Here is a 23,255-nt window from a genome sequence, read left to right on the forward strand (position 1 = left end):
ACCCGGCGCCCGCCCCACACCGACCCGCCCGGCCCCCGCCGCGGCGGGTCGCGTCGTGCCGCGGGCGCTTCCTGCCGGCTGGTGCTCGCCTCACGGTCTTCCGGCGGCTATAGCCGTCTGGCGTGCGTCAGCGCGTTCCCGTCCGCGGGCCGGCACCTCCGGTCGATCGTGAGGTTGCCCGTATCCGCCCGTTCCTCTCATCGCCCGAGCTGATGCCGCCCCACCTCCTTCTTGCCATCGCCGCGGTTCTTCCCTTCCTCGGCAGCGCGGTCGTGATCGGGCTGCCGGGACAGGCCCGCAACGCCGCCGCGATCCTGGCCGGTTCGATCCTGGTGGTCTGCCTCGCCTGCATCGGGCTTCTCTATCCGGCGGTGTCCGCATCCGGCGGCAGCGTCGTCTGGGCGGTGGACTGGCTGCCGACGCTCGGCGTCCAATTCGTCCTGCGGCTCGACGCCCTGGCCTGGCTGTTCGCGGTCCTGGTGCTGGGGATCGGCGCCCTCGTGGTGCTCTACGCGCGCTACTACATGGCCGCCGAAGACCCGGTGCCGCGCCTGTTCAGCTATCTCCTCGCCTTCGTCGGCGCGATGCTGGGCATCGTGCTCTCCGGCAATCTGATCCAGCTGGTGGTGTTCTGGGAGCTGACCAGCATCGTGTCCTTCCTGCTGATCGGCTACTGGACCGACAACGCGTCCGCCCGCGACGGGGCCCGGATGGCCCTCACCATCACGGTGGCCGGCGGGCTCTGCCTGTTCGTCGGCATGGTGCTGATCGGCCGGATCGTCGGCAGCTACGACCTCGCGGTAGTCCTGGCCTCGGGCGACACGATCCGGTCCAGCCCGCTCTATCTCCCGGCCCTGGTGCTGGTGCTGGCGGGCGCCCTCACCAAGTCGGCGCAGTTCCCCTTCCACATCTGGCTGCCGCGCGCGATGGCGGCCCCGACGCCGATCAGCGCGTACCTGCATTCCGCCACCATGGTGAAGGCCGGCATCTTCCTGATGATCCGGTTCTGGCCCGTCCTGGCCGGAACCGAGAGCTGGTACTGGATCGTCGGCACCGCCGGCATGGCGACGATGCTGGTGGGGGCCTGGAGCGCGATCTTCCAGCACGACCTCAAGGGCCTGCTCGCCTACTCGACGATCAGCCATCTCGGGCTGATCACCCTGCTGCTCGGCCTCGATTCGCCGCTGGCGGTCGTGGCGGCGATCTTCCACACCGTGAACCACGCGACCTTCAAGGCCTCGCTCTTCATGGCCGCCGGGATCATCGACCACGAGACGGGCACGCGGGACATGCGGCGCCTCAGCGGGCTGTGGCGGGCGATGCCCTACACGGCGACGCTGGCGATGGTGGCCGCCGCCGCGATGGCGGGCGTGCCCCTCCTCAACGGCTTCCTCTCGAAGGAGATGTTCCTGGCGGAGGCGGTCGACAATGCGGGCGAGCATGGGCTGAACCTCGCCCTGCCGGTCCTGGCGACCCTGGCGAGCGCCTTCACCATGCTCTACTCGGTGCGCTTCATCCGGCAGACCTTCTTCGGGCCCGCCCCGCACGACCTGCCGCACGCGCCCCACGAGCCGGTCCGGTGGATGCGCATCCCGATCGAACTGCTGGTCCTGGTCTGCATCGCCATCGGGCTCATGCCGAACCTCACCATCGGGCCCGCCCTCGCGGGCGCGGTCCGGTCGGTCCTCGGCGCGCGCACGCCGGACTACGACCTCGCGATCTGGCACGGCTTCAACGCACCCCTGGCCCTCAGCGTCGTGGCGCTCCTCGGCGGCATCGCGCTCTACGTGGCGTTCGGCCGGCGCATCAACGCCAATCCCCGCGGCGGCCCCTGGCTGATGGACCGGATCGACGGCGGCTGGCTGTTCGAGCGGGCGATGACCGGCCTCGTGACCGGGGCGCGCCGGCTGGAGGGGCTCCTCGGCAGCGAGCGCCTCCAGGTGCAGCTGCGCATCCTCTTCCTGACCGTCCTCCTCGCCGCCATGGTCGCGGGCCTCGGGCGGGGGCTCGATCTGTTCGCCCCGGGCAAGAGCACGGATTTCGACCCCGCCTTCGCGCTGATGTGGCTGGTGGGGGCCGCCTGCGCCGTCGGCGCGGCGGAGCGGGCGAAGTACCATCGCCTCTCGGCCGCGATCTTCGTCGGCGGAGCCGGGCTCGTGAGCAGCCTGACCTTCCTGTGGCTCTCGGCCCCCGACCTCGCGGTCACGCAGATCCTGGTCGAGATCGTCACCACGGTGATGCTCCTGCTCGGCTTGCGCTGGCTGCCCAAGCGCGACGCGGCGATCCCGGCTCCGGCCTCCGAGGCGGCGCGGGCCCGCCGGCGGCGCATCGTCGACCTCTGCATCGCGGCCTTCGCGGGCCTCGGCCTCGCCGGCCTGGCCTACGCGGTGATGACGCGGCCGGCGGTCGACGGCATCGCGCGCTGGTTCGTCGAGGAGGCCTACCCGCAGGCGGGCGGGCGCAACGTGGTCAACGTGCTGCTGGTCGATTTTCGCGCGTTCGACACCCTGGGCGAGATCTGCGTGCTCGGCATCGTCGGTCTCACGGTGTTCGCGCTCCTGCGTCGCTTCCGCCCCGCCTCGGACAGCCTGCAGCGTCCCAAGCAGCAGGTCAGCCACGATGCCTACGACGCGTCGCGGGCCGGCCGCAGCCCCGGCGACACCGCCGCCGATGCCCTGCTGGTTCCCCGCGTGGTGATGACCTGGCTGTTTCCCTTCATCGTCCTGCTCGCCCTGCACCTGTTCCTGCGGGGCCACGACCTGCCGGGCGGGGGCTTCGCCGGCGGCATCGCGCTGACGATCGCCTTCATGCTGCAATACATGGCGCAGGGCGCGGAGTGGGTGGAGGCGCGTCTGCGCATCCAGCCGATCGCCTGGATCGGGGTCGGCCTGCTGGTCGCCGTCCTGGCCGGCGCGGGGTCGTGGCTGTTCGGGCGGCCCTTCCTGACCGCCTACTTCGCCTATTGGGAGCCGCCGGTGCTCGGAAAGGTGCCGGTCGCGAGCGCGCTGGTCTTCGATCTCGGGATCATGGTCCTGGTGGTGGGGGCGAGCGCCCTGATGCTCGTCGCCCTGGCCCACCAGTCCGTGCGCCGGACGCGGGCGGCCGAAGCCGAGGCGGAGCGGGCCGCCGAGAGGGAATCCGCCTGATGGAACTCGTCCTGTCGCTGGGCATCGGCGTCTTCGCCGCCTCGGGCATCTGGCTGATGCTGCGGCCGCGCACCTTCCAGGTCGCCCTCGGCATCTCGCTGCTGAGCTACGCCGTGAACCTCTTCATCTTCGCCATGGGCCGGCTGACGGTCGGGGCGCCGCCGGTGCTCGGGGCCGGTGCCGAGGTGGTCTCCGTCGACGACCCGGTTCCCCAGGCCCTGGTCCTCACCGCCCTGGTGATCGGCTTCGCGCTGACCGCGCTCTTCCTCGTGGTCCTGCTCGCCGCCCGGGGCATCACCGGCAGCGACCACGTGGACGGCCGCGAGCCCTCCCAGGCCGAGCCGCAGCCCGGACATCCGCACCCATGATGCGCTCCCTCAGCATGATCGTCCGCCGATGATTCCCTCCGTCCTGAGCGCCACCGCCGAGACCGCCTGGTCGGACCACCTCGTGGTGCTTCCGGTGGTGCTGCCGATCGCCGTGGCCGGGGCGATGTTCCTGATGGACGAGCGCCGGCGCCGGCTGAAATCGGGGCTTAGCCTGGTCACGATGCTCCTGCTCCTCGGCATCGCCCTGCTGCTGGTCGGGCGCGCCGACGGGGCGGCCCAGGTCTACCACCTCGGAAACTGGGACGCGCCCTACGGCATCGTCCTGGTGGTCGACCGGCTCTCGGCGCTGATGCTGGCCCTGGCGAGCGTGCTCGGCCTGTGCGCCCTGGTCTTCTCCTTCGCCCGCTGGGGCCGGGCGGGGCCCCGCTTCCACGGCCTGTTCCTGCTCCTGCTGATGGGGGTGAACGGGGCCTTCCTCACCGGCGACCTGTTCAACCTGTTCGTCTTCTTCGAGGTGATGCTGGCCGCCTCCTACGGCCTCGTCCTGCACGGCTCGGGCGAGATGCGGATCCGGGCCGGCCTCGGCTACATCGCCGTCAACCTCGTCGCCTCGCTGTTCTTCCTCGTGGGCGTCAGCCTGATCTACGGAACCATGGGGACGCTCAACATGGCGGACCTCGCCCGGCGGCTCGCGGAGCCGGTGGCCGAACCGGCCCTGTTCGAGATCGGCTGCGCCGTGCTCGGGCTCGCCTTCCTGATCAAGTGCAGCGCCTGGCCCCTCGGCTTCTGGCTGCCGACGACCTACGCGGCGGCGAGCGCACCGGCGGCCGCGATCCTCGCGATCCTCAGCAAGGTCGGCGTCTACGTGGTGATCCGCCTGAGCCTGCTCCTGTTCGGCTCGGGCTCCTCGAGCGGCTTCGGTCAGGCCTGGATCCTCGCGGCCGGGCTCGCGACCATGGCCTACGGCACCGTCGGCATCCTGGCGGCGCGCGAGCTCACCCGGGCCGCGGGCTACGCGGTGATGATCTCGTCCGGCACGATGCTGGCGGTCCTCGGCACCGGCAGCGACGCCGCGCTCGCGGGCGCCCTGTACTACCTCGTCGGATCGACGCTCGCGGCCGGCGCCCTCTTCCTCCTGGCCGAGATCCTGCAGCGGGGCCGCGCACCGGCGCGGGCCGAGCAGGCGGTCTTCGCCGACGAGTACCGCGATCCCTTCGACGATGCCGACGCGATCGAGGTCGGCCGGGCGTTCCCGGCGGCGGTCGCCCTCCTGGGGAGCGGCTTCCTCCTCTGCACGCTGATGCTTGCGGGCATTCCGCCGCTCGCCGGGTTCGTGGGCAAGCTCGCGATGTTCTCCGGGCTGGCCGCGGGGCCGATCACCGCATCGGCCTGGGGGCTGATCGCCGCCCTGACGCTCTCCAGCTTCGGCACCCTGGCGCCCCTGGTGCGCCTCGGCATCCAGAACCTCTGGGTTCCGAGCGACGACCCGCCGCCGGTGCTCCGCCCGTCCGAATTCCTGGCGCTCAGCGGATTGCTCGCGACCTGCCTGGCCCTCGCCCTGTGGGGCGGCCCGGCCCTCGCTTATGCGGACGCCACCGTGCAATGGCTGGCCCAACCGCAGGATTACGTCCGCGCCGTCCTCGGCGCGGCCCGGGGAGGCGCGGGCGCATGAGCCGGTTCCTGCCCTATCCGCTGCTGACGCTCGGGCTCGCCCTGACCTGGCTCCTGCTGAACGCGCCGCTGACCCCCGGGAGCGCCGCGCTGGCGCTCCTCGTCGGATTGTCGGTCCCCGCCGTGATGCGGGCGCTGCAGCCCCGCGCCGTGCACGTGCGCGCGCCCGCCACCCTGGCGCGCCTGGCCGTCGTCGTCCTCTACGACATGGTCCGGTCGAACATCGACGTCGCCCGGATCATCCTCGGGCTGCGCCGGGGCGCGCGGCGCACCGGCTTCGTGACCATTCCCCTCGACCTGCGCGAGCCCTTCGGCATCACGGTCCTGTCGATCATCCTCACCGGCACCCCCGGCACGCTCTGGGTGCAGTACGATTCCCAGACCGGCTGCCTGCTCCTGCACGTGCTCGACTATACGGGCGGCGACGAATGGGTGCGGCGGGTGAAGGATCGCTACGAGCGCCCGCTGATGGAGGTCTTCGCATGAGCGCCACCACGGTTCTCGACTGGGGGCTCGGCCTCGCCCAGGGCATGCTGGTCCTGGCCATGGCGCTCGCCGCGTGGCGGATGCTGCGCGGTCCGCGCGCGCAGGACCGCATCCTCGGGCTCGACACCCTCTACCTCAACGGCATGCTGGCGATCGTGGTCCACGGCATGCGCACCGGCAGCGGCCTGTATTTCGAGGCGGCGCTGATCCTCGGCATGATCGGCTTCACCGCCACGGTGGCGCTGGCCAAGTTCCTGATGCAGGGCGAGGTGATCCAGTGAGCGGCGCCGAACTGCCGCTCTGGGCCGCCTGGCTGGTGGTCGCGCTCGCGATCGTCGGAGCCGCCTTCTCGCTGACCGGGGCCCTCGGCCTTGTCCGCCTGCGGACCTTCTACGAGCGCGTCCACGCGCCGACCCTGGGGGCGACGCTGGGCATGGCCCTGATCCTGGTCAGCTCGATGCTGCTCCTGTCGCTGATCGAGGGGCGCCTCGTCCTGCGGGACGCCCTGATCGGGGTGTTCCTCACCGTCTCGACGCCGGTCACGCTGCTGCTGCTGGCGCGGGCCGCCGCGCATCGCGACCGCCACGAGAAGTCGCCGGACGCGCCGCCGGAGATGTGAGGATCGGTCCGGGCGGCGCAAGGCCCCGCGAGACGGTTTGTTAGCGGCGCGGTGCTACAGCGCTCCCGGGGTGTGAGGAGAGCCGATGCGTCGTTCGCTGATGAGGCTGGGGCTGGCGTGCTGGGCGACGGCCGCGTCCGCGCCGGCAGCGGAGGCGCAGCCGGCCAGCATGGTCCTGGCCCACGCCAAGGGGCTCGCCACCTTTCCCGAGGGCATGCCGGCCTCCCCGCCGGAGGGCAGCGCCCGGGCGACCTTCCTGTCCATCATCCGGCGCGAGGCGGCCACCGCGGGTTTGCCCGCCGAGATCGCGGACGCCGTCGCCCAGATCGAGAGCGGCTACGACCCCGGCGTCATCGGAGGTGTCGGGGAGATCGGCCTGATGCAGGTCCGGCCCGCGACGGCCGCCATGCTGGGCTTCAGGGGCAGTGCCGCCGAACTCGCCCGGCCCGAGGTGAACATCCGCTACGGGGTCCGGTATCTGGGCGAGGCCTGGCGCCTCGCGAAGGGCGACCTCTGCCGCGCGCTGATGAAGTACCGGGCCGGTCACGGGTCCGAGACGATGTCGCCCCTGTCCGTGACCTACTGCGCCCGGGCCCAGGCGGTCCTCCGGCTCCCCGGAGCCTCGGTCGCGGCCCAGGGCGTGGCCTTCGCGTCGCCGCGATCCGCCGGGTCGTCCCTGGCGCGAACGCCCCTGCCGAAGGGCCTCAAGCGCGGCACGCCCGAGTTCGAGAAGGCGTACTGGGCGGCGCACGAGGCGCGGATCGCGAAGCTGAGAGCCCAGATCCAGGCCAACTGGCGCGCACGGGGTGCGCGGGCGACGTGAGGCCGCCGAACGTGAGCCCGGCGCTGCCCCCGCCATCCTACTTCGGATGGCCGGTGCGGACTTGGCCCTTCATCCGGTGCTTGGCCTCACGCAGGAGGCCGAAGACGGCCGGATGGTAGGTGCGGACGTAGTGGGCCAGCCGGCTGACGCCCATGCGCGGATTCTGTGAGATCAACGGGATCTTCAAGCCCTCGAAGTCGACATTCTTGACGAAGTGAAACTCGAGATGCCGGTTGCGGAGCAGCAGCGTCTCGTAATGCTTCGCCATGCCCTTGCTGCAGACGTAGATCTTGCCGTTGCTGATCGCGAACGGCGCGACCGTCTCGGCGACGGACCTGTACCACTCCAGGAAGCCGGTCGTGACTTCGGGCCATTCCTTGTGAAGGATGTCGTCGACCGCGATGACGAAATCCTCGGTCGCCGACGACAGGGCGATCCTCAGGTCGTTGACCACGATGTCGTGCCAATGGCCGCCATCCACGGAAAAGAAGCGGATCGGTCCCACCTCGGCCAGGATGGTGTCGCTCGTCAGATCCAGCGACGAGCCCTTCTTGATGACGATGTTGTCCGACTTGACGTTGAACGTCTTGAGGTTATCAGCAAACTTTGCGTAATCGCCTTCGCCTGACTTGTCGATGTTCTGATGCTGGTCGTCGAACAGATCGATGCAATAGGCCCGTTCGCCCGGCTTCAGTCCCATGCAGAGCGGGATGAACGACTTGCCATGATGAACTCCGATCTCGGCGACTCCGCCGCGAACGTCGCGCCGATTCTGGTCGAGCAGAATCTCCGAGAAGATTTCCGCATCGATGCGGCTGAGCCAGCCCTGTACCCGGTTCCGACCGGCTTGGGCATAGGATTTCAGATGTTTGGATGCCGTCATGAGGACCCCTCTCAACAAAGCGCGAGGACTGTGTATCATCTTGAGTGAGACCGAGTTTTGAAGTCATCAGGCGAGGATCGCCCCTGTGAGTCAAGGGGCTTCAGAATTCGCCAGCAGTGGCGTAAACGACATAATTATGCTTGGCTGTTCCGGTGCACGAAGCGACGGTCGTGAGCGGCGGAGTAAAGTCCTAAAATCTGGTACTGCTTGTGATAGCGAATATTTTACTTGTAGCTGGTGCTGAATTTTGAGGCGGTACCGTTGTCGAGCAGCATGCTCTGATCGACGTAAAGGTCATGCAGATGGAAGCGCGGCTCGGTCTGAGCCTCGGCGGCTGCTGGTGGGCCCGCGGGTGCCGGTCCCGGTCCGGATGGCATTGACGAACCCGCCCGCGAACGACGGTACGCGAGGGCGTGAAACGCGCCGGATTTCGCGGTGATCGCCCGCACCAGGGATCGGGCGGCCTGCAGATCGACCCGGGGGCCGGAGGAAGCGAGACGGGTGATCGCTCGGAATGGCGCGCCCCGCCGGATCGTCTGCCGGGACCGTGGCGCGTTCGGAGATCACCGACGGAAAAGCAAAGGCGCCGCCGTTTCCCCGTGAGGCATCGCGGCGTTGCACGATCTTTTCAGCGCCGCTCGCAAGCCGGCCCCTGATCGAAGATGTCCGACGCCTTTATCGGCGTACCCTGAGAGGTGCCTAAGAGAATGGCAAGCCTAGGATGTGGGAGATAGCTACGAGCACACGAATTTGCCTTGATCACGTTTCGCCGATGCCCGATGTCCTTGTTCGGATGCATCAGGAGCGAGTGGTAGCATGTCAGACACTTCAGGCAATCAGACCGTCGAGTTCGTCGAACTTGCGAGTGACATCGTCGCCGCGTACGTCTCGAACAACTCCCTGCCGACGTCCGAATTGCCGGCGCTGATCCGGGGCGTCCACGCGGCCCTCACGCGGCTGACCGACGGGACGACCGAGGCCGCTCCAGAGGAGACCTTCGACAAGCCGACGCCCGCTCAGATCCGCAAGTCGGTGACCCCGAGCGGCCTCGTTAGCTTCCTGGACGGCAAGTCGTACAAGACGCTCAAGCGTCACCTGACCGGCCATGGCCTCGATCCGCACAGCTATCGGCAGCGTTACGGCCTTCCGGCAGACTACCCGATGGTCGCGTCGGATTATGCGGCCCACCGCTCCGCCCTCGCGAAGTCGATCGGCCTCGGCCGGGTCGGTGATCGCGGCGAGGAGCCGGAGCCCAAGGCCAAGGGCCGGAGCAACAAGGCGGCCTGATCTCCGGAGCTTCCGCGGGATCGCTGCCCGGCGCGGCCCCCCTGGACGTCGAGACCGGGCTCGGACAGCCGTGCGTCGCGACCCCGCTCCGCAGGACGGGTGGGGTCGAGAATGACCGGGGCGGTCGCGGGATGACGGGTCGTTCCCGCGGCCTTCGCCCCGGGCCGTCCCGTGCCCGCCGGCGGGGCGCGACGTGCGCTGCGACATCGCGCGCAGGCCGGGGGCGCGCTCTGTCCCCACCTCTTTGGTCGTTGATGTGGCCGGCCCCGGCACAACCTTAACGGTTTGTTGCCGATGTCCGGTCAGAATGCCTCAACCTTTGGAGGATCCTGGCCATGCGCGTGCTGTTGATTGAGGACGACGCCTCTGTCGCGCAGAGCATCGAGCTGATGCTCAAGTCCGAGAGCTTCAACACCTACACCACCGATCTCGGTGAGGAGGGGATCGATCTCGGCAAGCTCTACGACTACGACATCATCTTGCTCGACCTGACGCTGCCCGACATCTCGGGCTACGAGGTCCTGCGGTCCCTGCGGGCGTCGAAGATCAAGACGCCCATCCTCATCCTCTCCGGCATGGCCGGCATCGAGGACAAGGTGAAGGGCCTCGGCTTCGGTGCCGACGACTACCTGACGAAGCCCTTCCACAAGGACGAGCTCGTCGCCCGCATCCACGCGATCGTGCGCCGCTCGAAGGGCCACGCCCAGTCGGTGATCACCACCGGCGACCTGATCGTGAACCTCGACGAGAAGACCGTCGCGATCGAGGGAAGCTACGTGAAGCTCACGGGCAAGGAGTACCAGATCCTGGAGCTTCTCGCCCTGCGCAAGGGCACGACGCTGACCAAGGAGATGTTCCTGAACCATCTCTACGGCGGCATGGACGAGCCCGAGCTGAAGATCATCGACGTCTTCATCTGCAAGCTGCGCAAGAAGCTCGCCAATGCCAGCCAGGGCAAGAACTACATCGAGACCGTCTGGGGCCGCGGCTACGTGCTGCACGACGGAGTTTCGGAGATGCGCGCCTTGGCCGGCTGAAACGGTCGGACGCTCGGTCGAAGCGCCGTTCCCGGCGCGGAAACCGCGCGACGGCGCGTCTTCGAAATCAACGACTCGGGCCCGATCGCCGGGGCCGGCGCCTGCGAGGATCGCCGGACCGCGTCGGTTCGGCCTGAGCGTCCCCGGCCCCGAACATCCGGTCGCCTTCGTCGTCAAGCGCCCCGGGGAGAGACCCCCGGGGCGCTTTCGTTTCGACGGTCCACGAGACGGGTCCGAGGCGCTACGCGCCCTTGTCGGCCTTCTCCTTGGCAAGCCGCAGCGCCTTCAGACGCACCGTCTTGTCCTCGATGGCCTGCTGGGTCGCATCATAGTCCGCCTGGGCCTCGCCCCCGGCCCGCGCCCTCTCCAGATGCTTGGCCGCCTTCGTTTCGCGACGATCCTGGGCGCCGCTGTCATCGCTCGTCATGATGCTGTTCCTTTTCGCTCCCGAGGGTCGGCTTCGATGGCAGTCAGCGCGCCTTCGGCTGGCTGCCCGTGGTCCAGCCATGGGCCTGGATCGCCGCGGCGAGCTTGCCTTGTAGCTCGGGCATCACGGCCTGCATCCATTGCTGCGTGCCCGCCAACTGTGCCTGGGCAAGCTGGGGTTGCGCCGTGATCAGCCGCTTGCCGGCCGGAGTCGCGTAGAACGCCGCAATCGCCTGCAGGTCGTCCTTGCCCAGGGCCGACGCGAAGCTGCGGGCCTGGATGTCGAGAAGCTCGTCGTAATGCGCCGTCAGGGTCGGCATCACGACCTCCTGCACGAGGACCTGGGCCTGGTCCTGCTGCTTGATCCCGATCTGCTGCATCATCCCGACCATGGGAGCCGCGATCGCGTTCAGCAGCGCCGTGCGATCGCCCTGCATCTGCAAGACCACCTCCCGGGCCGCCTTGAGGGTGGCCGGATCGGAAACGCCGGTGGCTGCCGTCGCTGCTGGCGCGGGCTGAGCCATGACCGCGCAAGGCAGGCCGATGCCGAGCAGGCCGATACCGAGATAAGCCCCCGCAAGATGTCGAGAAGCGCGCATGGGTTTTCCGATCAGAGGGGGCCGCGCGATCTAGGGCGGCGCGGGTTTCGTGCGCTGGTACCACAGATCCGCGCCAGACCTGCCCGGGCCGGCAAACGCCGTGCGGTGCCGCCCTCGGGCCGGCGTCCCCGCACCGTTCGAGCGTCGCGCGGTGGGCGGCATGCAGCACGCGCCGGCCTCCGTCCTGGCCGTTTCCGGCCCGCCCCGTGTTTCCCGGAGGCCTCGGACGCCGATCCGAAGAGCGGGTCGCCCCATGTCCGTCGATCGCGGAACGGGTCTGACGAGGGAGAAGCATCTGATGGATCCATAAGTGCAGTATTATGCAAAACACGGCACCTCATCTGGATCGCGACATCGTAATATAGTGCAGGACGCCGGAACGTCTGTTCCACGACATCCGTATTCATGCGGAGTCGGTATATCTGGGATATCGTATTTGGTATACCTCTTGAGAAGCGCAGGTGTCATACCCACTCCAACGCCATCGCTTCTCGGGACAACCTTTCATGACCGCTCTGCTTCTCGTCGCCCTCGCCGGTGCCGCCAACGTCGCGCTCGTCACCTTCGTCGCCGACCGGCTGACCCCGAAGGACACCGCCTCCGTCCTCTCCGCCGGCGAACTCGCCCTCGTGAACGACAACGCCCCGGTCTCGGCGGTGAAACTGGCGGCCTGAACGCCGACCGGACGATCGAACGCATCGGCCCCGCCTCCCAGGCGGGGTTTTTCGTATGCGCGGGGCCTCGCGGCAGCGAACGGCGTCTCGCTCGCCCGGGAATCGCGTTCCTGCCTGGCGCCGTCAGTCTGGCGGCAGACCTGGCGCAGGTTGCCGTGGGGGGCTCTGCGTTGCACGGCTGCGCGCGACGCGACCCACCGACCGCGCGTCAGGGCGCCCGGATCACGGCGCGGATGGCGGCGGCGGCCGCGTCCGCGGGACGGTCAAGGCCCCGTCCAGGCCGCCCGGACCGGGCCGCTGGCGGTATCCGGCTTCGTTTCGCCGATGAAGATCACCACCGGGCCGTGCTCGGCCCGGCGCGGGTCGTAGAAGTCGAGCAGGTTCGGATAGCGGTGCTGGAGGACGTCCGGGCGCAGGCCCGCCCGGCGCACGAGGTGATCGATGACGACCTGATCGCCGTGCACCGCGTTCGGGACGGGACCGCAGGCGCCCGGGGTCATCCAGCGCGCGGGCTCGGCCGCGAAGGTCGCGTAGAGGAAATCCAGCGCGCCGCCGTCCCAGCGCAGCAGGGCGCTGGAGAGGCGTCCCCGGTGGAAGTAATCCTCCATCGCGGCGAGGCCGGGCTCGGCCAGGGCGTCCGCCGGCCCGGTGAAGACGGTGTCGAGGTCGCAGAGCAGCGTCGGCCCGTGCGTCAGGCCGGGGCGGAAGGCTTCCAGCTTCGCCCACCAGGCCGGCCAGTCGTGCCGGAGCGGCACCCGCTCGACGCCATCCACCGCCAGGGGAAGGTCGGTGAGGCACAGGATGCGATCGAAGGCCGGGGCGTGGCGGCGAACGCCCCGTGCCAGGCGCTCGACCCAGGTGGCGTCGTAGCGGCCGCCGCTCTTCAGGACGGTGAGGAGTGTGGTCATCGAACGCGCGTGATCCTGATCGGGCCGGTCAAAGGGGGCAGGGATGGAGGCGCAGGCGCCCGGCCGCCTCGGCCTGCCGGAACCAGGCGCGCTCGGCCGACCAGGGGTGGCCGGGCCAGCCGGCGAAGCCGAAGCCGTGCGCCTCGACCGGGCCGCGGCCCGGCGGACGCCCGAGGAGGAACGCCAGCGTCACCAGGAAGCCGGTGCTCGGGTTCGGCCGATCCGTGGTCTCGGGCGCGAGGCAGCGCCGCGCCTCCCGGTGCAGGTCCTCCGTCAGGATGTGGACGGGCCGGCCGAGCGGGGCCAGCAGTGCCAGGGCCTCGCGGGTCCAGCAGACCTGTTCCGGCCGGTTGTGCTCGGCCGGCAGCATCGGGAACGGCAGGATGAAGGCTTTCGCGCGGCGGACCACCGGACGGTCGAGGAAGTGCGGATCGGCGACCCATTCGCGCATCTGCCCGCCGCGATTGACCAGGGCGAGGTGGGTGACCCGGGAGCCGGTGCGACCGCCGAAGCCCGGCGCGTTGTTGAAGCGCACGATGCAGGGCGCCGCGTCGATCGCGGCGGCGGCATCGAGCCCGGGTGCGTTGCCCACGACGGCGAGCGGTCCCGTTGCGGAGGGGAACAGGTCGAGCATGCGCGGGGAGTCGACCTGGGGGTCCGGTTGCGGCAGGAATGCGCGGAGCAGCGGAGGTATGGCGCCGACCCCGCGCGGCAAGATCCCTGCGGCGAAGGACGGGCCGGGGGAGCGATGATGCGCCGATGCTTCGTCTGCGCGGCCGACCTGCTCGGCCCGACCGACCGGTCCCTCGCGTATCCGGGCGGGCGGGTGCGGGCCTTTCCGTTCGCCTGCGGCTCCTGCGGCGTCCTGCTCGCGGCCGGGGCCGATCCGGCGGCGTGCCGTGCCCATCTGGCGGCCCGGATGACGGGCTCGGAGTTCGACGCCGACCCGGACGCGCCCTACGGTCTCGACCTCTACACCCTGCGCAGCGCCGCGACCGGGTTCGGCCTCGGCGTGCGTCCCCACGACGAGGCGGGGCAGGCGGACCTCCGCCATCCCCACGCCCGGCACGCCGCGCGTGGGGGGCTGTACGCGCTCGACGGAGCCCCGGGCCGGCCCGTCTCCCTCGGCCTCCTCTGCCGCCCCGAGGCGCTGGGCTCCGCCCTGGCGGTGCTGGCGGCCCATGCGGCCTGGACCGACGACGTGGTGATCCTGCTCGATGCGCCGGGGCGGGCGCCGGAGGCGGTGCCCGCCGCCGGGTTCCCGCCCGGTGCGGTGCGGGTGGGCGGCCGGCCCCTCGCGGGGAATTTCGCCGCCCAGCGCAACGCCCTCCAGGACCTCGCCCGGCATCCCTGGATGCTGCAGCTCGATGCCGACGAGACCCTCGCCGTCGAAGCCGGCCGGCGCCTGCCGGCGCTGGCGGCCCTGGCGGAGGCGAGCGACGTGGTCTCGGTCGGGCTCGCCCGCCGGAACCGCGTCGACGGCGCCCTCGCGGACGTCTACCCGGACGTCCAGTACCGGCTGAACCGCCGCTGCGTGCGCTATGCCGGGCGCGTGCACGAGCGGCCGGTGCTCGATGGCGGCTGGCCCCGCAGCCTGATCGCCCTGCACGGGGTGATCGAGCACCATCTCGACCGCGCGCATGTCCTGGCGCGCTCGCGCCGCTACGAGAGCCTGGCGCCCGGGCGCGGACGTCCCGAGGAGGAAGCCGCGCTGCTGCGTCCCTACCGCGACTGAGGCGCCGGGTTCGCGGGGGTGCGGCCCCGCGGGCGGGTCCGGGCCGCCGCGACGGCGCGGGCATAGAGGTCGAGCGTCTCACGCGCCAGGACCGCCCGGGTGAAGCGGCCGGCCGCCGTCAGCGCGCGGCGCCGATACGCCTGCCGCAGGCCCGGATCGGTCAGGAGCGGGCGCAGGGCTTCGGCCAGGGCCGGGCCGGTCGCCTCCCGGGCCAGGGGGCCCGCCCCGGGCGCGCCGACGAAGGCGCGGGCGCTCGCGTCCTGCGCACAGCCCACCACCGGCCGGCCATAGGCGAGGGCCTCCTGGTAGACGAGCCCGAAGCTCTCGTAGCGGGAGGGCGCGAGCACCACGTGCGCCTCCGCGTAGGCCCGGGCCAGCGCCGCGGCGGGCACCCGGCCCCGCGCCCGGATGCGGGCGCGGGCCGCCTCCGGCAGGCCAACGGGCAGGTCCGCCGGGGGCACACCGATCAGGTCGAGCCGGAAGGGCGGGCCCGCGTCGCGCTCCGCTTCGTCGGCCAGGATCGCGACCGCGCCGAGGAGCGCGTCGAAGCCCTTTCGCGCCTCCGCCCGGCCGACGAAGAGCAGGCGCAGCGGCCCTGCCGCCTCCGGGTAGGGCGCCCCGCGGGCCGCCGCCACGATCTCCGGCGGGAGGCTGAGGCCGATCACGGCCTCCGGCTGCAGCCCGGAGAGACCGTAGGTCCGGGCGATCACCGCCCCGTGCTCGGCGGTGTTGGCGATCAGTCCGGCGCTGCCCCGGGCCTGGGCGCGCTCCAGGGCGTCGGCGGCCCGGCCGTCGAGGCGGTCGCGCAGGCTGGCGGGCGGATCGCGCGTGAAGGCGGCCGGCGTGGAGCTCCGCGTCACCAGGGGCAGGTCCCGGCGCCCGGACAGCAGCGCGGCGGGGGCGTACCAGTTCGTCGCCTCCACGATGTCGAACGGGTCGCGGGCATGGGCGGCGAGCACGGCGCGGCGGAAGGCGAGGGGGGCGGCGAGGTGCCCGGCCGCGCCCCACAGGCGCAGGCGCGCCAGCCCGCCGCCGGCCGGCAGGGCGAGCCCCGTCACCGTGACGCCGCCGATCCGTTCGCAACCCGTGCGGTCGAGGGTGAAGACCGTGACCTCCGCGCCCGCTTGCGCGAGGCTCTCGGCGATCTCGCGGGCCGCGGTGGAGAGGCCGCTCGGAGCCGGCGGATAGTCCCAGGCGAGGAGGGCGGTGCGCATCAGGCGGCCAGCAGGCGATGGTAGAGGGCGAGGTAGTCGGCCGCCATGCGCTCGGCGGTGAAGCGCGCCTCGAAGCGCTGGCGGATCCGGGCGCGGTCGAGCTGCCCGATCCGCCCGAGGGCCGCCACCGCCTCCGCCTCGGAGGCGACGATGAAGCCGGTCACGCCGTCCTCGACGATCTCCGGCACCGAGCCCCGGTTCCAGGCCACCACCGGCGTGCCGCAGGCCATCGCCTCGATCATCACGAGGCCGAAGGGCTCCGGCCAGTCGATGGGAAACAGCAGCGCCCGCGCGCTCCCCAGGAGGTCGGCCTTCCGGGCGTCGTCCACGGGGCCGAGATAGGTCGCGTCGTCCCCCAGGAGCGGGCGCACCCGGCGCTCGAAATAATCGGGATTGCCGACGTCGATCGTGCCGCCGAGCCGGATCGGTAGGCCCGCGGCACGCGCCACGCGGATCGCGGTGTCCGGCCGCTTCTGGTCGGTCATCCGGCCCACGAAGGCGACGTGCGGGCCGGGCTGCGGGCTCAGGGCATAACGGTCCCGCGCGAGGCCGTGGTGCACGATCCCGGCCCGATTGGCCGGGGGAATGCCGGCCGCCTGGGCGGCCGAGATCGCCGCCACCGGCAGGTCCGGGAAGCCCGCGAAGAACAGCGCCCGATCGAGTTCGTCCACCCGCCAGTGCACCGTCGTGAGGCTGTGGCGCCGGCGCGCGCCGAGGAGCGCCGCATGCGCGAACTCGCCGTGGCAATGCACGATGTCGAACTGGTCCAGCCGGCATCGCAGCGCTTCCAGCTGGAGGGCGTCCAGGGCGGCCGGGACCCCCGGCGCGACCCGCCCGTGGCGCCGCTCCAGGGCGGCGAGGCTCGGCTGGTCGCCGATGCGCGGCAAGTCTGTCGCACTGTCCGAGGGCGCGAAGAGCGTTACCTTCACACCTAGGTTAATCAGGGCCGTGCCGAGGTCATATATGACCCTCTCTGTGCCACCGTGGTGCTCAGGGGGAACGGGGAATATGTTGGGGGCGACTTGGGCGACACGAATCACGGTATGTACTTCCCCGACAAGTTTTCTTTGTCTGAATTCTGTTTGTTGGAAATCGCCTGAGTTGCAAGCGGCCTGATGTTCGTCTTGCATGTTGCCCTGCAAGGCTGCCTGCGCGGCGGCGGGGTCGTGTTCGGGCTCACCGCCGACACGGGCGGGCACATCCGCTACCTGCTCGATCTGGTGGCGGCCTCGTCCCAGGACGCGGGGATCGATCGGATCGTGATGGCGACCCGTCTGTTCAACGGGGCGACCGGCCCGGACTACGCCGTGCCCGAAGAGCGGATCTCCGACAAGGTCACGCTCGTGCGGCTCGCGAGCGCGTCGCCGGATTACCGCTCGAAGGAGGAGATGCACGCGGAGGTCGACAGCTTCGCGCAGAGCCTCATGGCCTGGATCTCCGTGCAGCCGCGCGCGCCCGACCTGATTCACGCCCACTACGCCGACGCCGCTTCCGTGGCGGCGATCGTCGAGGCCGCGTGCGGCATCCCCTTCGTGTTCACGGCCCATTCCCTGGGCCGGGTCAAGGCGTCGATGCTGGGGCCGGGGGCCGAGGACGGCCCGGACCTCGTCCGCCGGATCGGCGCCGAGGAAGGCGCGCTGGCCCGCGCGCGCCTGGTCATCGCCTCCTCCCGCGACGAGGCCGAGGTGCAGTATGCCGGGTACGCGGCCTACGACCCGGGTCGCATCCGCGTCCTGCCGCCGGGCAGCGACCTCGCCCGCTTCGCGGCGGCCGAATCCCTGCCGCGGGTCGATGCCACCATCGACCGGTTCCTGCACGATCCGCGCAAGCCGGCGTTGCTGGCCGTCGCCCGCCCGGTGGCGCGCAAGAATCTCGGCGCCCTGGTGCGGGCCTACGGCGAGAGCCCGGCCCTGCAGGCGCGGGCCAACCTCGTGCTCATGGCCGGAACCCGCCAGGACATCGAGGCCCTCGACGGCGACATGGCCGGCACCATGCGGGAGATCCTGGTGCTGATCGACCGCTACGACCTCTACGGGCGCGTGGCCTACCCGAAGACCCACGGCCCCGAGGACGTCCCGGCGCTCTACGCCTATGCCCGCGCGCGCGGCGGCCTCTTCGTCAATCCCGCCCTCAACGAGCCGTTCGGCCTGACCCTTCTCGAGGCGTCCGCCGCCGGATTGCCGCTGGTGGCCACCGACAGCGGCGGCCCCAACGACATCGTGGAGACCTGCGGCAACGGTCTGCTGGTCGATCCGCGCGACCCCGGGGCGATCGCGACGGCCTGCCTGCGCATCCTGGAGGACCCGGACCTCTATGCCCGCTGCGTGGCCGGGGGCGCCCGAGCGGCCGCCGCCTATGACTGGGACCGGCACGCCGCGCAGTACCACGACCTGCTGCGGGCCTTGCTCGCACCCGAGCCGCCGCTGGGGGCACCGCGACAGCTCCTCGTCTGCGACATCGACAATACGCTGGTGGGCTGCGAAGCGGCGCTCGGCACCTTCCGGCGCTGGCGCAGCCGGCAGGCGGGTCTCGCCTTCGGCGTCGCCACCGGCCGCTCCTTCCACTCCGCCATGGCGATCCTGGAGCAGCAGGCCAGCCCGCGCCCGCAGGTGATGATCACCTCGGTGGGATCGGAAATCTATCACCTCGATACCAACGGCGTGACCTACACGGTGGATGCCGCCTGGCGCGCCGCCGTCTCGGCCGGCTGGGACCGGGCCGGCGTGCGGGCCGCCCTGTCCGATCTCGACGGCCTCGTGCCCCAGGGCCCCCTGGAGCAGCGCGGACACAAGCTCAGCTATTTCGGGGATGCGGCGACCGCCCAGCGGGTCCGCGTCGCCCTCGCGCAGGCGGGACTGTCCGCCAACGTGATCCACAGCCACGGCCTCTACCTCGACGTGCTGCCGGAGGCGGCCTCGAAGGGCACGGCGGTGGGCCATGTGCGGGCCCTCTACGGCCTGCCCGAGCGGGCGGTGTTCGTGGCCGGCGATTCGGGCAACGACGTCGAGATGCTGCGCGCCCAGGCGCAGGCGATCATCGTGGCCAACTACTCCGACGATCTCGCCAGCAACGCCGCCCTGCAGCATTCCTACGTGGCCCGGGCCTCGCACGCCCGCGGCATCATCGAGGGCGTCGGCCATTTCCGCCGGATGCTGGCCGATGCCGGCTGATCCGTCGGCCGGGTCGTCCGCCGGGCTTCGCGCGAGCGTCCTCACCCTAGTGCGCGGCCGGGCCGACCGCCTGCGCAACCTCATGGCGGGTCTGGCGCGCCAGTCCGTACACCCGCGCGAACTGGTCATCGCCTGGATGCAGCCGGACCGCGCGCCCGACCTGCCGGACCCCGGCTGTCCGGTCCGCCACTGCCACGTGGCGGGGGAACCGATGCCCCTCGCCGCCGCCCGCAACCGCGCGGCCGAGGCCGCCACGGGCGATCTGCTGATCTTCCTCGACGTCGACTGCATCCCGTCGCCCACCCTCGTGGGGGCCTACCGGCGCGCGGCGATGGAGACCGACGGCCTGTTCCTCGGCGAAGTGCTGTACCTGCCGCCGGGGCTGACCGCGGAGGAGGCCGCCGACGAAGCGGCCCTCGCCCGGCTCGGCCGTGCCCATCCGGCCCGCCCCGCGAGCCCGCCGGAGGGTCTGCGCCGGGAGGCCGATCCCGGCCAGCTCTGGGGGCTGTCCTTCGCGCTGCCGGCCCGGTCCTGGCGCGCCGTCGGCGGCATGGACGAGGCCTATCGCGGCTATGGCGGCGAGGAGACGGACCTCGCCGCGCGCCTCGCCGCCGCCGGGCTGCCGACCTACTGGGTCGGGAACGCCCGCGCCTACCACCAGCACCATCCCGTTCACGTGCCGCCGCTGCAGCACTTCGACGCCATCCTGGCCAACGCCGCCCGCTTTCGGGGCCGGCACGGGCGCTGGTGCATGAGCTACTGGCTCGGCCAGTTCCGGGCCGCCGGGCTGATCGACTGGGACGACGACGCCCCCGCGATCCGCGTCCTGCGCCGGCCGGCCGGCCCCGAGATTGCCGCCGCCCTGCGGCCCGACGCCCTGTTCTCCTGACGGATCGCGAACCCGACAGCCATGAAGAAACCCATCGCGTTCTTCGTCCATCACCAGGGACGCGGCCACGCCAACCGTACGATGGCGGTGGCGGCCGAATTCGCCAGGGACCGGCCCGTCTCGGTGCTCACCGCAGGACCGCAGCTGTTCGACGGATTCTCCCGCGACATCGAGATCGTGCCGCTGCCGAACATGATCGGGGCCGGGGTGCCGACGCCGCGGCTCTACGCGGAGCCGACCCCGCAGGTCATGCACTGCGTGCCGCTGGGCCTCACCGCGATGCGCCGGACCATGCGGCGGATCCTCGACCACCTCGACGAGCGCGACGTCGGGCTGTTCGTGGTCGACGTCTCGGCGGAGATCGCGCTGCTGGCGCGCATCGCCAGCGTGCCGGCGGTGCAGATCCGGATGCACGGCGACCGGACCGACATCGGCCATGTCGGCGCCTACGAGGCCTGCGTCGGCATGCTCGCCCCCTTCGACGAACGCATGGAGCAGGACGACTACCCGGCGGCGCTTCGGGCCAAGACCTTCTACAGCGGCGGCCTCTGCACCAGCGTCGACGGCGTGCCCGGCCGGGCCGAGGCCCGCGCGAAGCTCGGCCTCGACCCGGAGCGGGAGATCGTCGTGGCGGTGACCGGGGGCGGGGGCAGCGGCACGCCCTACGCCCCCCTGACGGTGGCGGCCCGCGCCGTGCCCGAAGCCCTGTGGCTGACCCTCGGGCCGACCCATCGCGAGGGTCACGAGACCGATTTCGCGAACCTGCGCGAACTCGGCTGGGTGCCTTCGGTGACCGACTACCTCGCCGCCGCCGACATCGTGGTGGCCTCCGCCGGCGACAACACCGTCCATGAGGTGGCCCGCGTCGGCGGACGCCTGATCGTGATGCCCGAATGGCGCTATTTCGGCGAGCAGACCCGCAAGGCCGAGGCCCTGGTCCGGCTCGGGGCCGCCGTCCAGGCCCCGGTCTGGCCGGGCGATCTCCAGGGCTGGCGCGACCTCCTCGCCCGGGCCCGCGCCCTCGACCCGGCCCCCCTGCGCAGCCTCTACGCGCCGGACGCCGCCGCCCGCGCCGCCGGCTGGCTCGAGGGCCTGACCGACGAACTCTGGCACGGCGCGACGGAGCCTGCCGCCCTCACGGTCGTTGCCACCGGCTGACCATCCGCGTTCCTCTAGCGCTCGCCCTCGCGCGCGAACCCCCCCCGGAGCCAGACCGCCCCATGTCCACCGTTTCCGTCGTGACCCTGGCCAAGGGACGGCCGGCGCACCTGCGCAACGTGCTCCTGGGCCTGGAGCGCCAGACGCAGGCGCCCGCCGAGTTCATCGTGGCGGTGATGCAGGACGCGCCCTACGACCTGCCCGAGGTCGCCTTCCCGGTCCGCCAGATCCTGGTGCCGGGGAGCGAGCTGCCGCTGGCCGCGGCCCGCAACCGGGGCGTCGCGGCCGCCGGCGGCGACGCCCTGGTCTTCCTCGACGTCGACTGCATCCCGGCCCCCGACCTCGTGGCCGACTACGCGCGCGGCCTCGACGAGCTCGACGGCCTGCTGATGGGCGAGGTCCTCCATCTGCCCGAGCGCGCGACGGCTGGGGCCTGGACCTGCGACGCCTTCGCGGCGGTCGCCGAGCGCCATTCCGACCGCCGGGGGCCGCCGGCCGCCGGCCTGGAGATCTGCCCGGATTACCGCTGCTTCTGGTCGCTGAACTTCGCCATCCGGCGCGCCACCTTCCTGGCGACCGGCGGCTTCGACGAGCGCTACACCGGCTACGGCGGGGAGGACACGGATTTCGGCAAGATCCTCGACCAGGCGGGCATCCCCATCGCCTGGATGAAGGGCGGGCTGGCCTACCACCAGTACCACCCCCACCACATGCCGCCGGTCCACCACCTCGACAGCGTCGTGCGCAACGCCGAGCTGTTCGAGGCCAAGTGGGGCTACCGCACGATGGGGCACTGGCTCTACGCCTTCAAGGTGATGGGGCTGATCGACGACGCCCCCGACCGGCCGATCCGTATCCTGCGCCGCCCCGAGGCGGACGACTTCGCGCTGACCGGGCAGCAGAGCCACCAGCCCTACAGCAACTCCGCCTCCGTGATCCGCTTCCTCGAAGCGCAAGGCTCCGCGACGGCGACCGCGTGAGGATCGCGCTCCTCGCCCATCTGCGCCATCCCGTGGCGCGCCCCTTCGCGGGCGGGATGGAGGCCCATGCCTGGGTCCTGGCCGAGGGGTTGACGGCGCGGGGACACGAGGTGGTGCTGTTCGCCGCCGGGGACAGCGACCCGCGCTTTTCCATCGACCCGGTGATCCCGGTCCATCACGAGCGCAGCTTCCCGGGCCTCGAGCACCGGGGCGATGCCGGGCTCAAGGCGCACGTGGATGCCGGCTACGCCGCCGCCTGCGACCGGATCGCGGCCGGCGGCTTCGACGTGCTGCACAACAATGCGTTGAGCCGCCTGCCGCTGGAGCGCCGGCGTCTCGCGGGCGTGCCCACCGTGACGTCGCTGCACGTGCCGCCCTACGACGCCCTGCGCTGGTTCGTGCAGGACAGCCTCGTGCCGGGCCATCGGATCACCGTGACCTCGGAGGCCCAGCGCAGGACCTGGTGGCCCGAGGGGGCTCCGCCGCAGGTGTCGGTGCTGCACAACGCCGTCGATCCCGCGGCCTGGCCCTTTCGGGAATACGGGGACGGCGGCGCCGCCTGGTCCGGGCGGATCGCGCCCATCAAGGGCACGCATCTCGCCGTCGCGGCGGCCCGGCGCGCCGGCATCCCCCTGACCCTGTTCGGTCCGATCGAGGACCGCGACTACTGGGATGCGCGGATCGCCCCGCAGCTCGGTGGACCGATCCGCTACGGCGGCCATCTCTCCGGCGAGGCCCTGGCGGGCGAGATCGGGCGCGCCTCCGTCTTCCTGTTCACGCCCTGTTGGGACGAGCCCTTCGGCCTCGTGGCGATCGAGGCCATGGCCTGCGGCGTGCCGGTGGCGGGCATCGCCATGGGGGCGGCCGCGGAGGTCGTCGGCGAGGCCGGACATCTCGCGCCCCCGGACGACGTGCCGGCGCTGGCCCGGGCGATCGGCGACGCCCTCGCCATCCCCCGGACGGTCCCGCACGCGCGGGTCCTGCGCCTGTTCGGCCGCGATCTCTGGCTGACGCGCTGCGAAGCCCTCTATGCCGAGGCGCGCCAGGCCGCCCGCGCCTGAGCTCCCCCGCCGGCGCCCGCTCTCCGCACCGGCGCGATCGGCGCCGCGGCGCGCGCTCATGGGCGGCGCCCTCTTCGCGAACGTCCCGGCCACCACCGGTCCCGATCCGAGTCCGGGCGGGATACTGCTTCGCCTTGGCGAAACAGACCCCCGTAGGGAT

23 protein-coding genes are annotated in these 23,255 nt (G+C 71.5%); 16 read left to right on the forward strand and 7 right to left on the reverse strand.

Features of this window, described 5'->3' with window-relative positions; all coding sequences use genetic code 11:
- The first annotated feature begins 212 nt into the window (after positions 1-212).
- From ACXJY8_RS21285 to ACXJY8_RS21315, 7 genes are all read left to right on the forward strand, one after another.
- Positions 213-3,146, forward strand: coding sequence for a monovalent cation/H+ antiporter subunit A (locus ACXJY8_RS21285; protein WP_463773359.1), 2,934 nt, complete (start codon positions 213-215; stop codon positions 3,144-3,146).
- The gene (locus tag ACXJY8_RS21290; RefSeq protein ID WP_463773361.1) at positions 3,146-3,514 is read left to right on the forward strand and encodes a Na+/H+ antiporter subunit C; all 369 of its coding nucleotides are present in this window, start codon (positions 3,146-3,148) and stop codon (positions 3,512-3,514) included. The genes ACXJY8_RS21285 and ACXJY8_RS21290 overlap by 1 nt, the downstream gene beginning before the upstream one ends.
- Before the next feature lie 28 nt (positions 3,515-3,542).
- Complete coding sequence (locus tag ACXJY8_RS21295) at positions 3,543-5,147, forward strand: monovalent cation/H+ antiporter subunit D (RefSeq protein ID WP_463773365.1); 1,605 nt, start codon at positions 3,543-3,545, stop codon at positions 5,145-5,147.
- Positions 5,144-5,632 carry a Na+/H+ antiporter subunit E gene (locus ACXJY8_RS21300; RefSeq protein ID WP_463773368.1) on the forward strand — a complete coding sequence of 163 codons (489 nt, stop codon included), beginning with the start codon at positions 5,144-5,146 and terminating at the stop codon, positions 5,630-5,632. Before ACXJY8_RS21295 ends, ACXJY8_RS21300 begins: the two co-directional genes overlap by 4 nt.
- On the forward strand, positions 5,629-5,913 hold the full coding sequence (locus ACXJY8_RS21305) for a K+/H+ antiporter subunit F (RefSeq protein WP_055957555.1): 285 nt from the start codon (positions 5,629-5,631) through the stop codon (positions 5,911-5,913). Before ACXJY8_RS21300 ends, ACXJY8_RS21305 begins: the two co-directional genes overlap by 4 nt.
- A complete protein-coding gene (gene mnhG, locus ACXJY8_RS21310) occupies positions 5,910-6,251 on the forward strand; it encodes a monovalent cation/H(+) antiporter subunit G (protein WP_463773372.1) in 342 nt (113 codons plus the stop codon). The genes ACXJY8_RS21305 and mnhG overlap by 4 nt, the downstream gene beginning before the upstream one ends.
- Positions 6,252-6,336: 85 nt before the next feature.
- Positions 6,337-7,074, forward strand: a complete 738-nt coding sequence (locus ACXJY8_RS21315) for a transglycosylase SLT domain-containing protein (protein WP_463773377.1) — start codon at positions 6,337-6,339, stop codon at positions 7,072-7,074.
- Between the two features lie 37 nt (positions 7,075-7,111).
- Here ACXJY8_RS21315 and ACXJY8_RS21320 read toward each other — a convergent pair whose 3' ends face one another.
- Positions 7,112-7,957 carry a class I SAM-dependent methyltransferase gene (locus tag ACXJY8_RS21320; RefSeq protein WP_463773380.1) on the reverse strand — a complete coding sequence of 282 codons (846 nt, stop codon included), beginning with the start codon at positions 7,955-7,957 and terminating at the stop codon, positions 7,112-7,114.
- An 816-nt stretch (positions 7,958-8,773) separates the two neighbouring features.
- Here ACXJY8_RS21320 and ACXJY8_RS21325 point away from each other — a divergent pair.
- A complete protein-coding gene (locus ACXJY8_RS21325) occupies positions 8,774-9,244 on the forward strand; it encodes a Ros/MucR family transcriptional regulator (protein WP_463773383.1) in 471 nt (156 codons plus the stop codon).
- Positions 9,245-9,579: 335 nt separating this feature from the next.
- Positions 9,580-10,281, forward strand: a complete 702-nt coding sequence (gene ctrA, locus ACXJY8_RS21330) for a response regulator transcription factor CtrA (protein ID WP_463773387.1) — start codon at positions 9,580-9,582, stop codon at positions 10,279-10,281.
- 241 nt (positions 10,282-10,522) lie between these two features.
- Here the strand turns inward: ctrA and ACXJY8_RS21335 are convergent, their stop codons facing one another.
- A complete protein-coding gene (locus tag ACXJY8_RS21335; protein ID WP_463773389.1) occupies positions 10,523-10,708 on the reverse strand; it encodes a hypothetical protein in 186 nt (61 codons plus the stop codon).
- A 43-nt stretch (positions 10,709-10,751) separates the two neighbouring features.
- Positions 10,752-11,306, reverse strand: a complete 555-nt coding sequence (locus ACXJY8_RS21340) for a DUF2059 domain-containing protein (protein WP_463773392.1) — start codon at positions 11,304-11,306, stop codon at positions 10,752-10,754.
- Positions 11,307-11,812: 506 nt separating this feature from the next.
- On the opposite strand from ACXJY8_RS21340, the gene ACXJY8_RS21345 reads away from it, so the two are divergent.
- On the forward strand, positions 11,813-11,980 hold the full coding sequence (locus ACXJY8_RS21345; RefSeq protein ID WP_463773394.1) for a hypothetical protein: 168 nt from the start codon (positions 11,813-11,815) through the stop codon (positions 11,978-11,980).
- Positions 11,981-12,243: 263 nt separating this feature from the next.
- Here ACXJY8_RS21345 and ACXJY8_RS21350 read toward each other — a convergent pair whose 3' ends face one another.
- Both ACXJY8_RS21350 and ACXJY8_RS21355 read right to left on the reverse strand, forming a co-directional pair.
- Positions 12,244-12,888, reverse strand: a complete 645-nt coding sequence (locus ACXJY8_RS21350; protein WP_463773396.1) for a hypothetical protein — start codon at positions 12,886-12,888, stop codon at positions 12,244-12,246.
- 28 nt (positions 12,889-12,916) lie between these two features.
- Entirely contained in the window at positions 12,917-13,522 is a 606-nt protein-coding gene (locus tag ACXJY8_RS21355; protein WP_463773398.1) for a glycosyltransferase family 29 protein, read from the reverse strand.
- Between the two features lie 117 nt (positions 13,523-13,639).
- Here ACXJY8_RS21355 and ACXJY8_RS21360 point away from each other — a divergent pair, with 117 nt between their 5' ends.
- Positions 13,640-14,623, forward strand: coding sequence for a glycosyltransferase family protein (locus tag ACXJY8_RS21360; RefSeq protein ID WP_463780880.1), 984 nt, complete (start codon positions 13,640-13,642; stop codon positions 14,621-14,623).
- Here ACXJY8_RS21360 and ACXJY8_RS21365 read toward each other — a convergent pair.
- On the reverse strand, positions 14,611-15,837 hold the full coding sequence (locus tag ACXJY8_RS21365) for a glycosyltransferase family 4 protein (protein WP_463773400.1): 1,227 nt from the start codon (positions 15,835-15,837) through the stop codon (positions 14,611-14,613). The two genes, ACXJY8_RS21360 and ACXJY8_RS21365, sit on opposite strands and share 13 nt — an antisense overlap.
- Entirely contained in the window at positions 15,837-16,877 is a 1,041-nt protein-coding gene (locus ACXJY8_RS21370; RefSeq protein ID WP_463773403.1) for a glycosyltransferase family 4 protein, read from the reverse strand. The genes ACXJY8_RS21365 and ACXJY8_RS21370 overlap by 1 nt, the downstream gene beginning before the upstream one ends.
- Positions 16,878-16,952: 75 nt before the next feature.
- On the opposite strand from ACXJY8_RS21370, the gene ACXJY8_RS21375 reads away from it, so the two are divergent.
- The 5 genes from ACXJY8_RS21375 to ACXJY8_RS21395 all read left to right on the forward strand — a co-directional run bounded on the left by ACXJY8_RS21375 (position 16,953) and on the right by ACXJY8_RS21395 (position 23,095).
- A complete protein-coding gene (locus ACXJY8_RS21375) occupies positions 16,953-19,007 on the forward strand; it encodes an HAD-IIB family hydrolase (RefSeq protein ID WP_463773404.1) in 2,055 nt (684 codons plus the stop codon).
- Entirely contained in the window at positions 18,997-19,896 is a 900-nt protein-coding gene (locus ACXJY8_RS21380; RefSeq protein WP_463773405.1) for a glycosyltransferase family 2 protein, read from the forward strand. The genes ACXJY8_RS21375 and ACXJY8_RS21380 overlap by 11 nt, the downstream gene beginning before the upstream one ends.
- Before the next feature lie 21 nt (positions 19,897-19,917).
- Positions 19,918-21,054 (forward strand): glycosyltransferase, encoded by a 1,137-nt coding sequence (locus ACXJY8_RS21385; protein WP_463773406.1) that lies wholly within the window; start codon positions 19,918-19,920, stop codon positions 21,052-21,054.
- A gap of 62 nt (positions 21,055-21,116) precedes the next feature.
- On the forward strand, positions 21,117-22,034 hold the full coding sequence (locus ACXJY8_RS21390) for a glycosyltransferase family 2 protein (protein WP_463773408.1): 918 nt from the start codon (positions 21,117-21,119) through the stop codon (positions 22,032-22,034).
- On the forward strand, positions 22,031-23,095 hold the full coding sequence (locus ACXJY8_RS21395; RefSeq protein ID WP_463773410.1) for a glycosyltransferase: 1,065 nt from the start codon (positions 22,031-22,033) through the stop codon (positions 23,093-23,095). Before ACXJY8_RS21390 ends, ACXJY8_RS21395 begins: the two co-directional genes overlap by 4 nt.
- Positions 23,096-23,255 lie beyond the last annotated feature (160 nt).

It is taken from the genome of Methylobacterium sp. TK31, assembly GCF_055361545.1.

Coding starts and splice junctions, on each gene's coding strand:
- ACXJY8_RS21285 (WP_463773359.1), top strand. CDS start 213: ATGCCGCCCCACCTCCTTCTTGCCATCGCCGCGGTTCTTCCCTTCCTC.
- ACXJY8_RS21290 (WP_463773361.1), top strand. CDS start 3,146: ATGGAACTCGTCCTGTCGCTGGGCATCGGCGTCTTCGCCGCCTCGGGC.
- ACXJY8_RS21295 (WP_463773365.1), top strand. CDS start 3,543: ATGATTCCCTCCGTCCTGAGCGCCACCGCCGAGACCGCCTGGTCGGAC.
- ACXJY8_RS21300 (WP_463773368.1), top strand. CDS start 5,144: ATGAGCCGGTTCCTGCCCTATCCGCTGCTGACGCTCGGGCTCGCCCTG.
- ACXJY8_RS21305 (WP_055957555.1), top strand. CDS start 5,629: ATGAGCGCCACCACGGTTCTCGACTGGGGGCTCGGCCTCGCCCAGGGC.
- ACXJY8_RS21315 (WP_463773377.1), top strand. CDS start 6,337: ATGCGTCGTTCGCTGATGAGGCTGGGGCTGGCGTGCTGGGCGACGGCC.
- ACXJY8_RS21320 (WP_463773380.1), bottom strand. CDS start 7,957: ATGACGGCATCCAAACATCTGAAATCCTATGCCCAAGCCGGTCGGAAC.
- ACXJY8_RS21325 (WP_463773383.1), top strand. CDS start 8,774: ATGTCAGACACTTCAGGCAATCAGACCGTCGAGTTCGTCGAACTTGCG.
- ctrA (WP_463773387.1), top strand. CDS start 9,580: ATGCGCGTGCTGTTGATTGAGGACGACGCCTCTGTCGCGCAGAGCATC.
- ACXJY8_RS21335 (WP_463773389.1), bottom strand. CDS start 10,708: ATGACGAGCGATGACAGCGGCGCCCAGGATCGTCGCGAAACGAAGGCG.
- ACXJY8_RS21340 (WP_463773392.1), bottom strand. CDS start 11,306: ATGCGCGCTTCTCGACATCTTGCGGGGGCTTATCTCGGTATCGGCCTG.
- ACXJY8_RS21345 (WP_463773394.1), top strand. CDS start 11,813: ATGACCGCTCTGCTTCTCGTCGCCCTCGCCGGTGCCGCCAACGTCGCG.
- ACXJY8_RS21350 (WP_463773396.1), bottom strand. CDS start 12,888: ATGACCACACTCCTCACCGTCCTGAAGAGCGGCGGCCGCTACGACGCC.
- ACXJY8_RS21355 (WP_463773398.1), bottom strand. CDS start 13,522: ATGCTCGACCTGTTCCCCTCCGCAACGGGACCGCTCGCCGTCGTGGGC.
- ACXJY8_RS21360 (WP_463780880.1), top strand. CDS start 13,640: ATGCGCCGATGCTTCGTCTGCGCGGCCGACCTGCTCGGCCCGACCGAC.
- ACXJY8_RS21365 (WP_463773400.1), bottom strand. CDS start 15,837: ATGCGCACCGCCCTCCTCGCCTGGGACTATCCGCCGGCTCCGAGCGGC.
- ACXJY8_RS21375 (WP_463773404.1), top strand. CDS start 16,953: ATGTTCGTCTTGCATGTTGCCCTGCAAGGCTGCCTGCGCGGCGGCGGG.
- ACXJY8_RS21380 (WP_463773405.1), top strand. CDS start 18,997: ATGCCGGCTGATCCGTCGGCCGGGTCGTCCGCCGGGCTTCGCGCGAGC.
- ACXJY8_RS21385 (WP_463773406.1), top strand. CDS start 19,918: ATGAAGAAACCCATCGCGTTCTTCGTCCATCACCAGGGACGCGGCCAC.
- ACXJY8_RS21390 (WP_463773408.1), top strand. CDS start 21,117: ATGTCCACCGTTTCCGTCGTGACCCTGGCCAAGGGACGGCCGGCGCAC.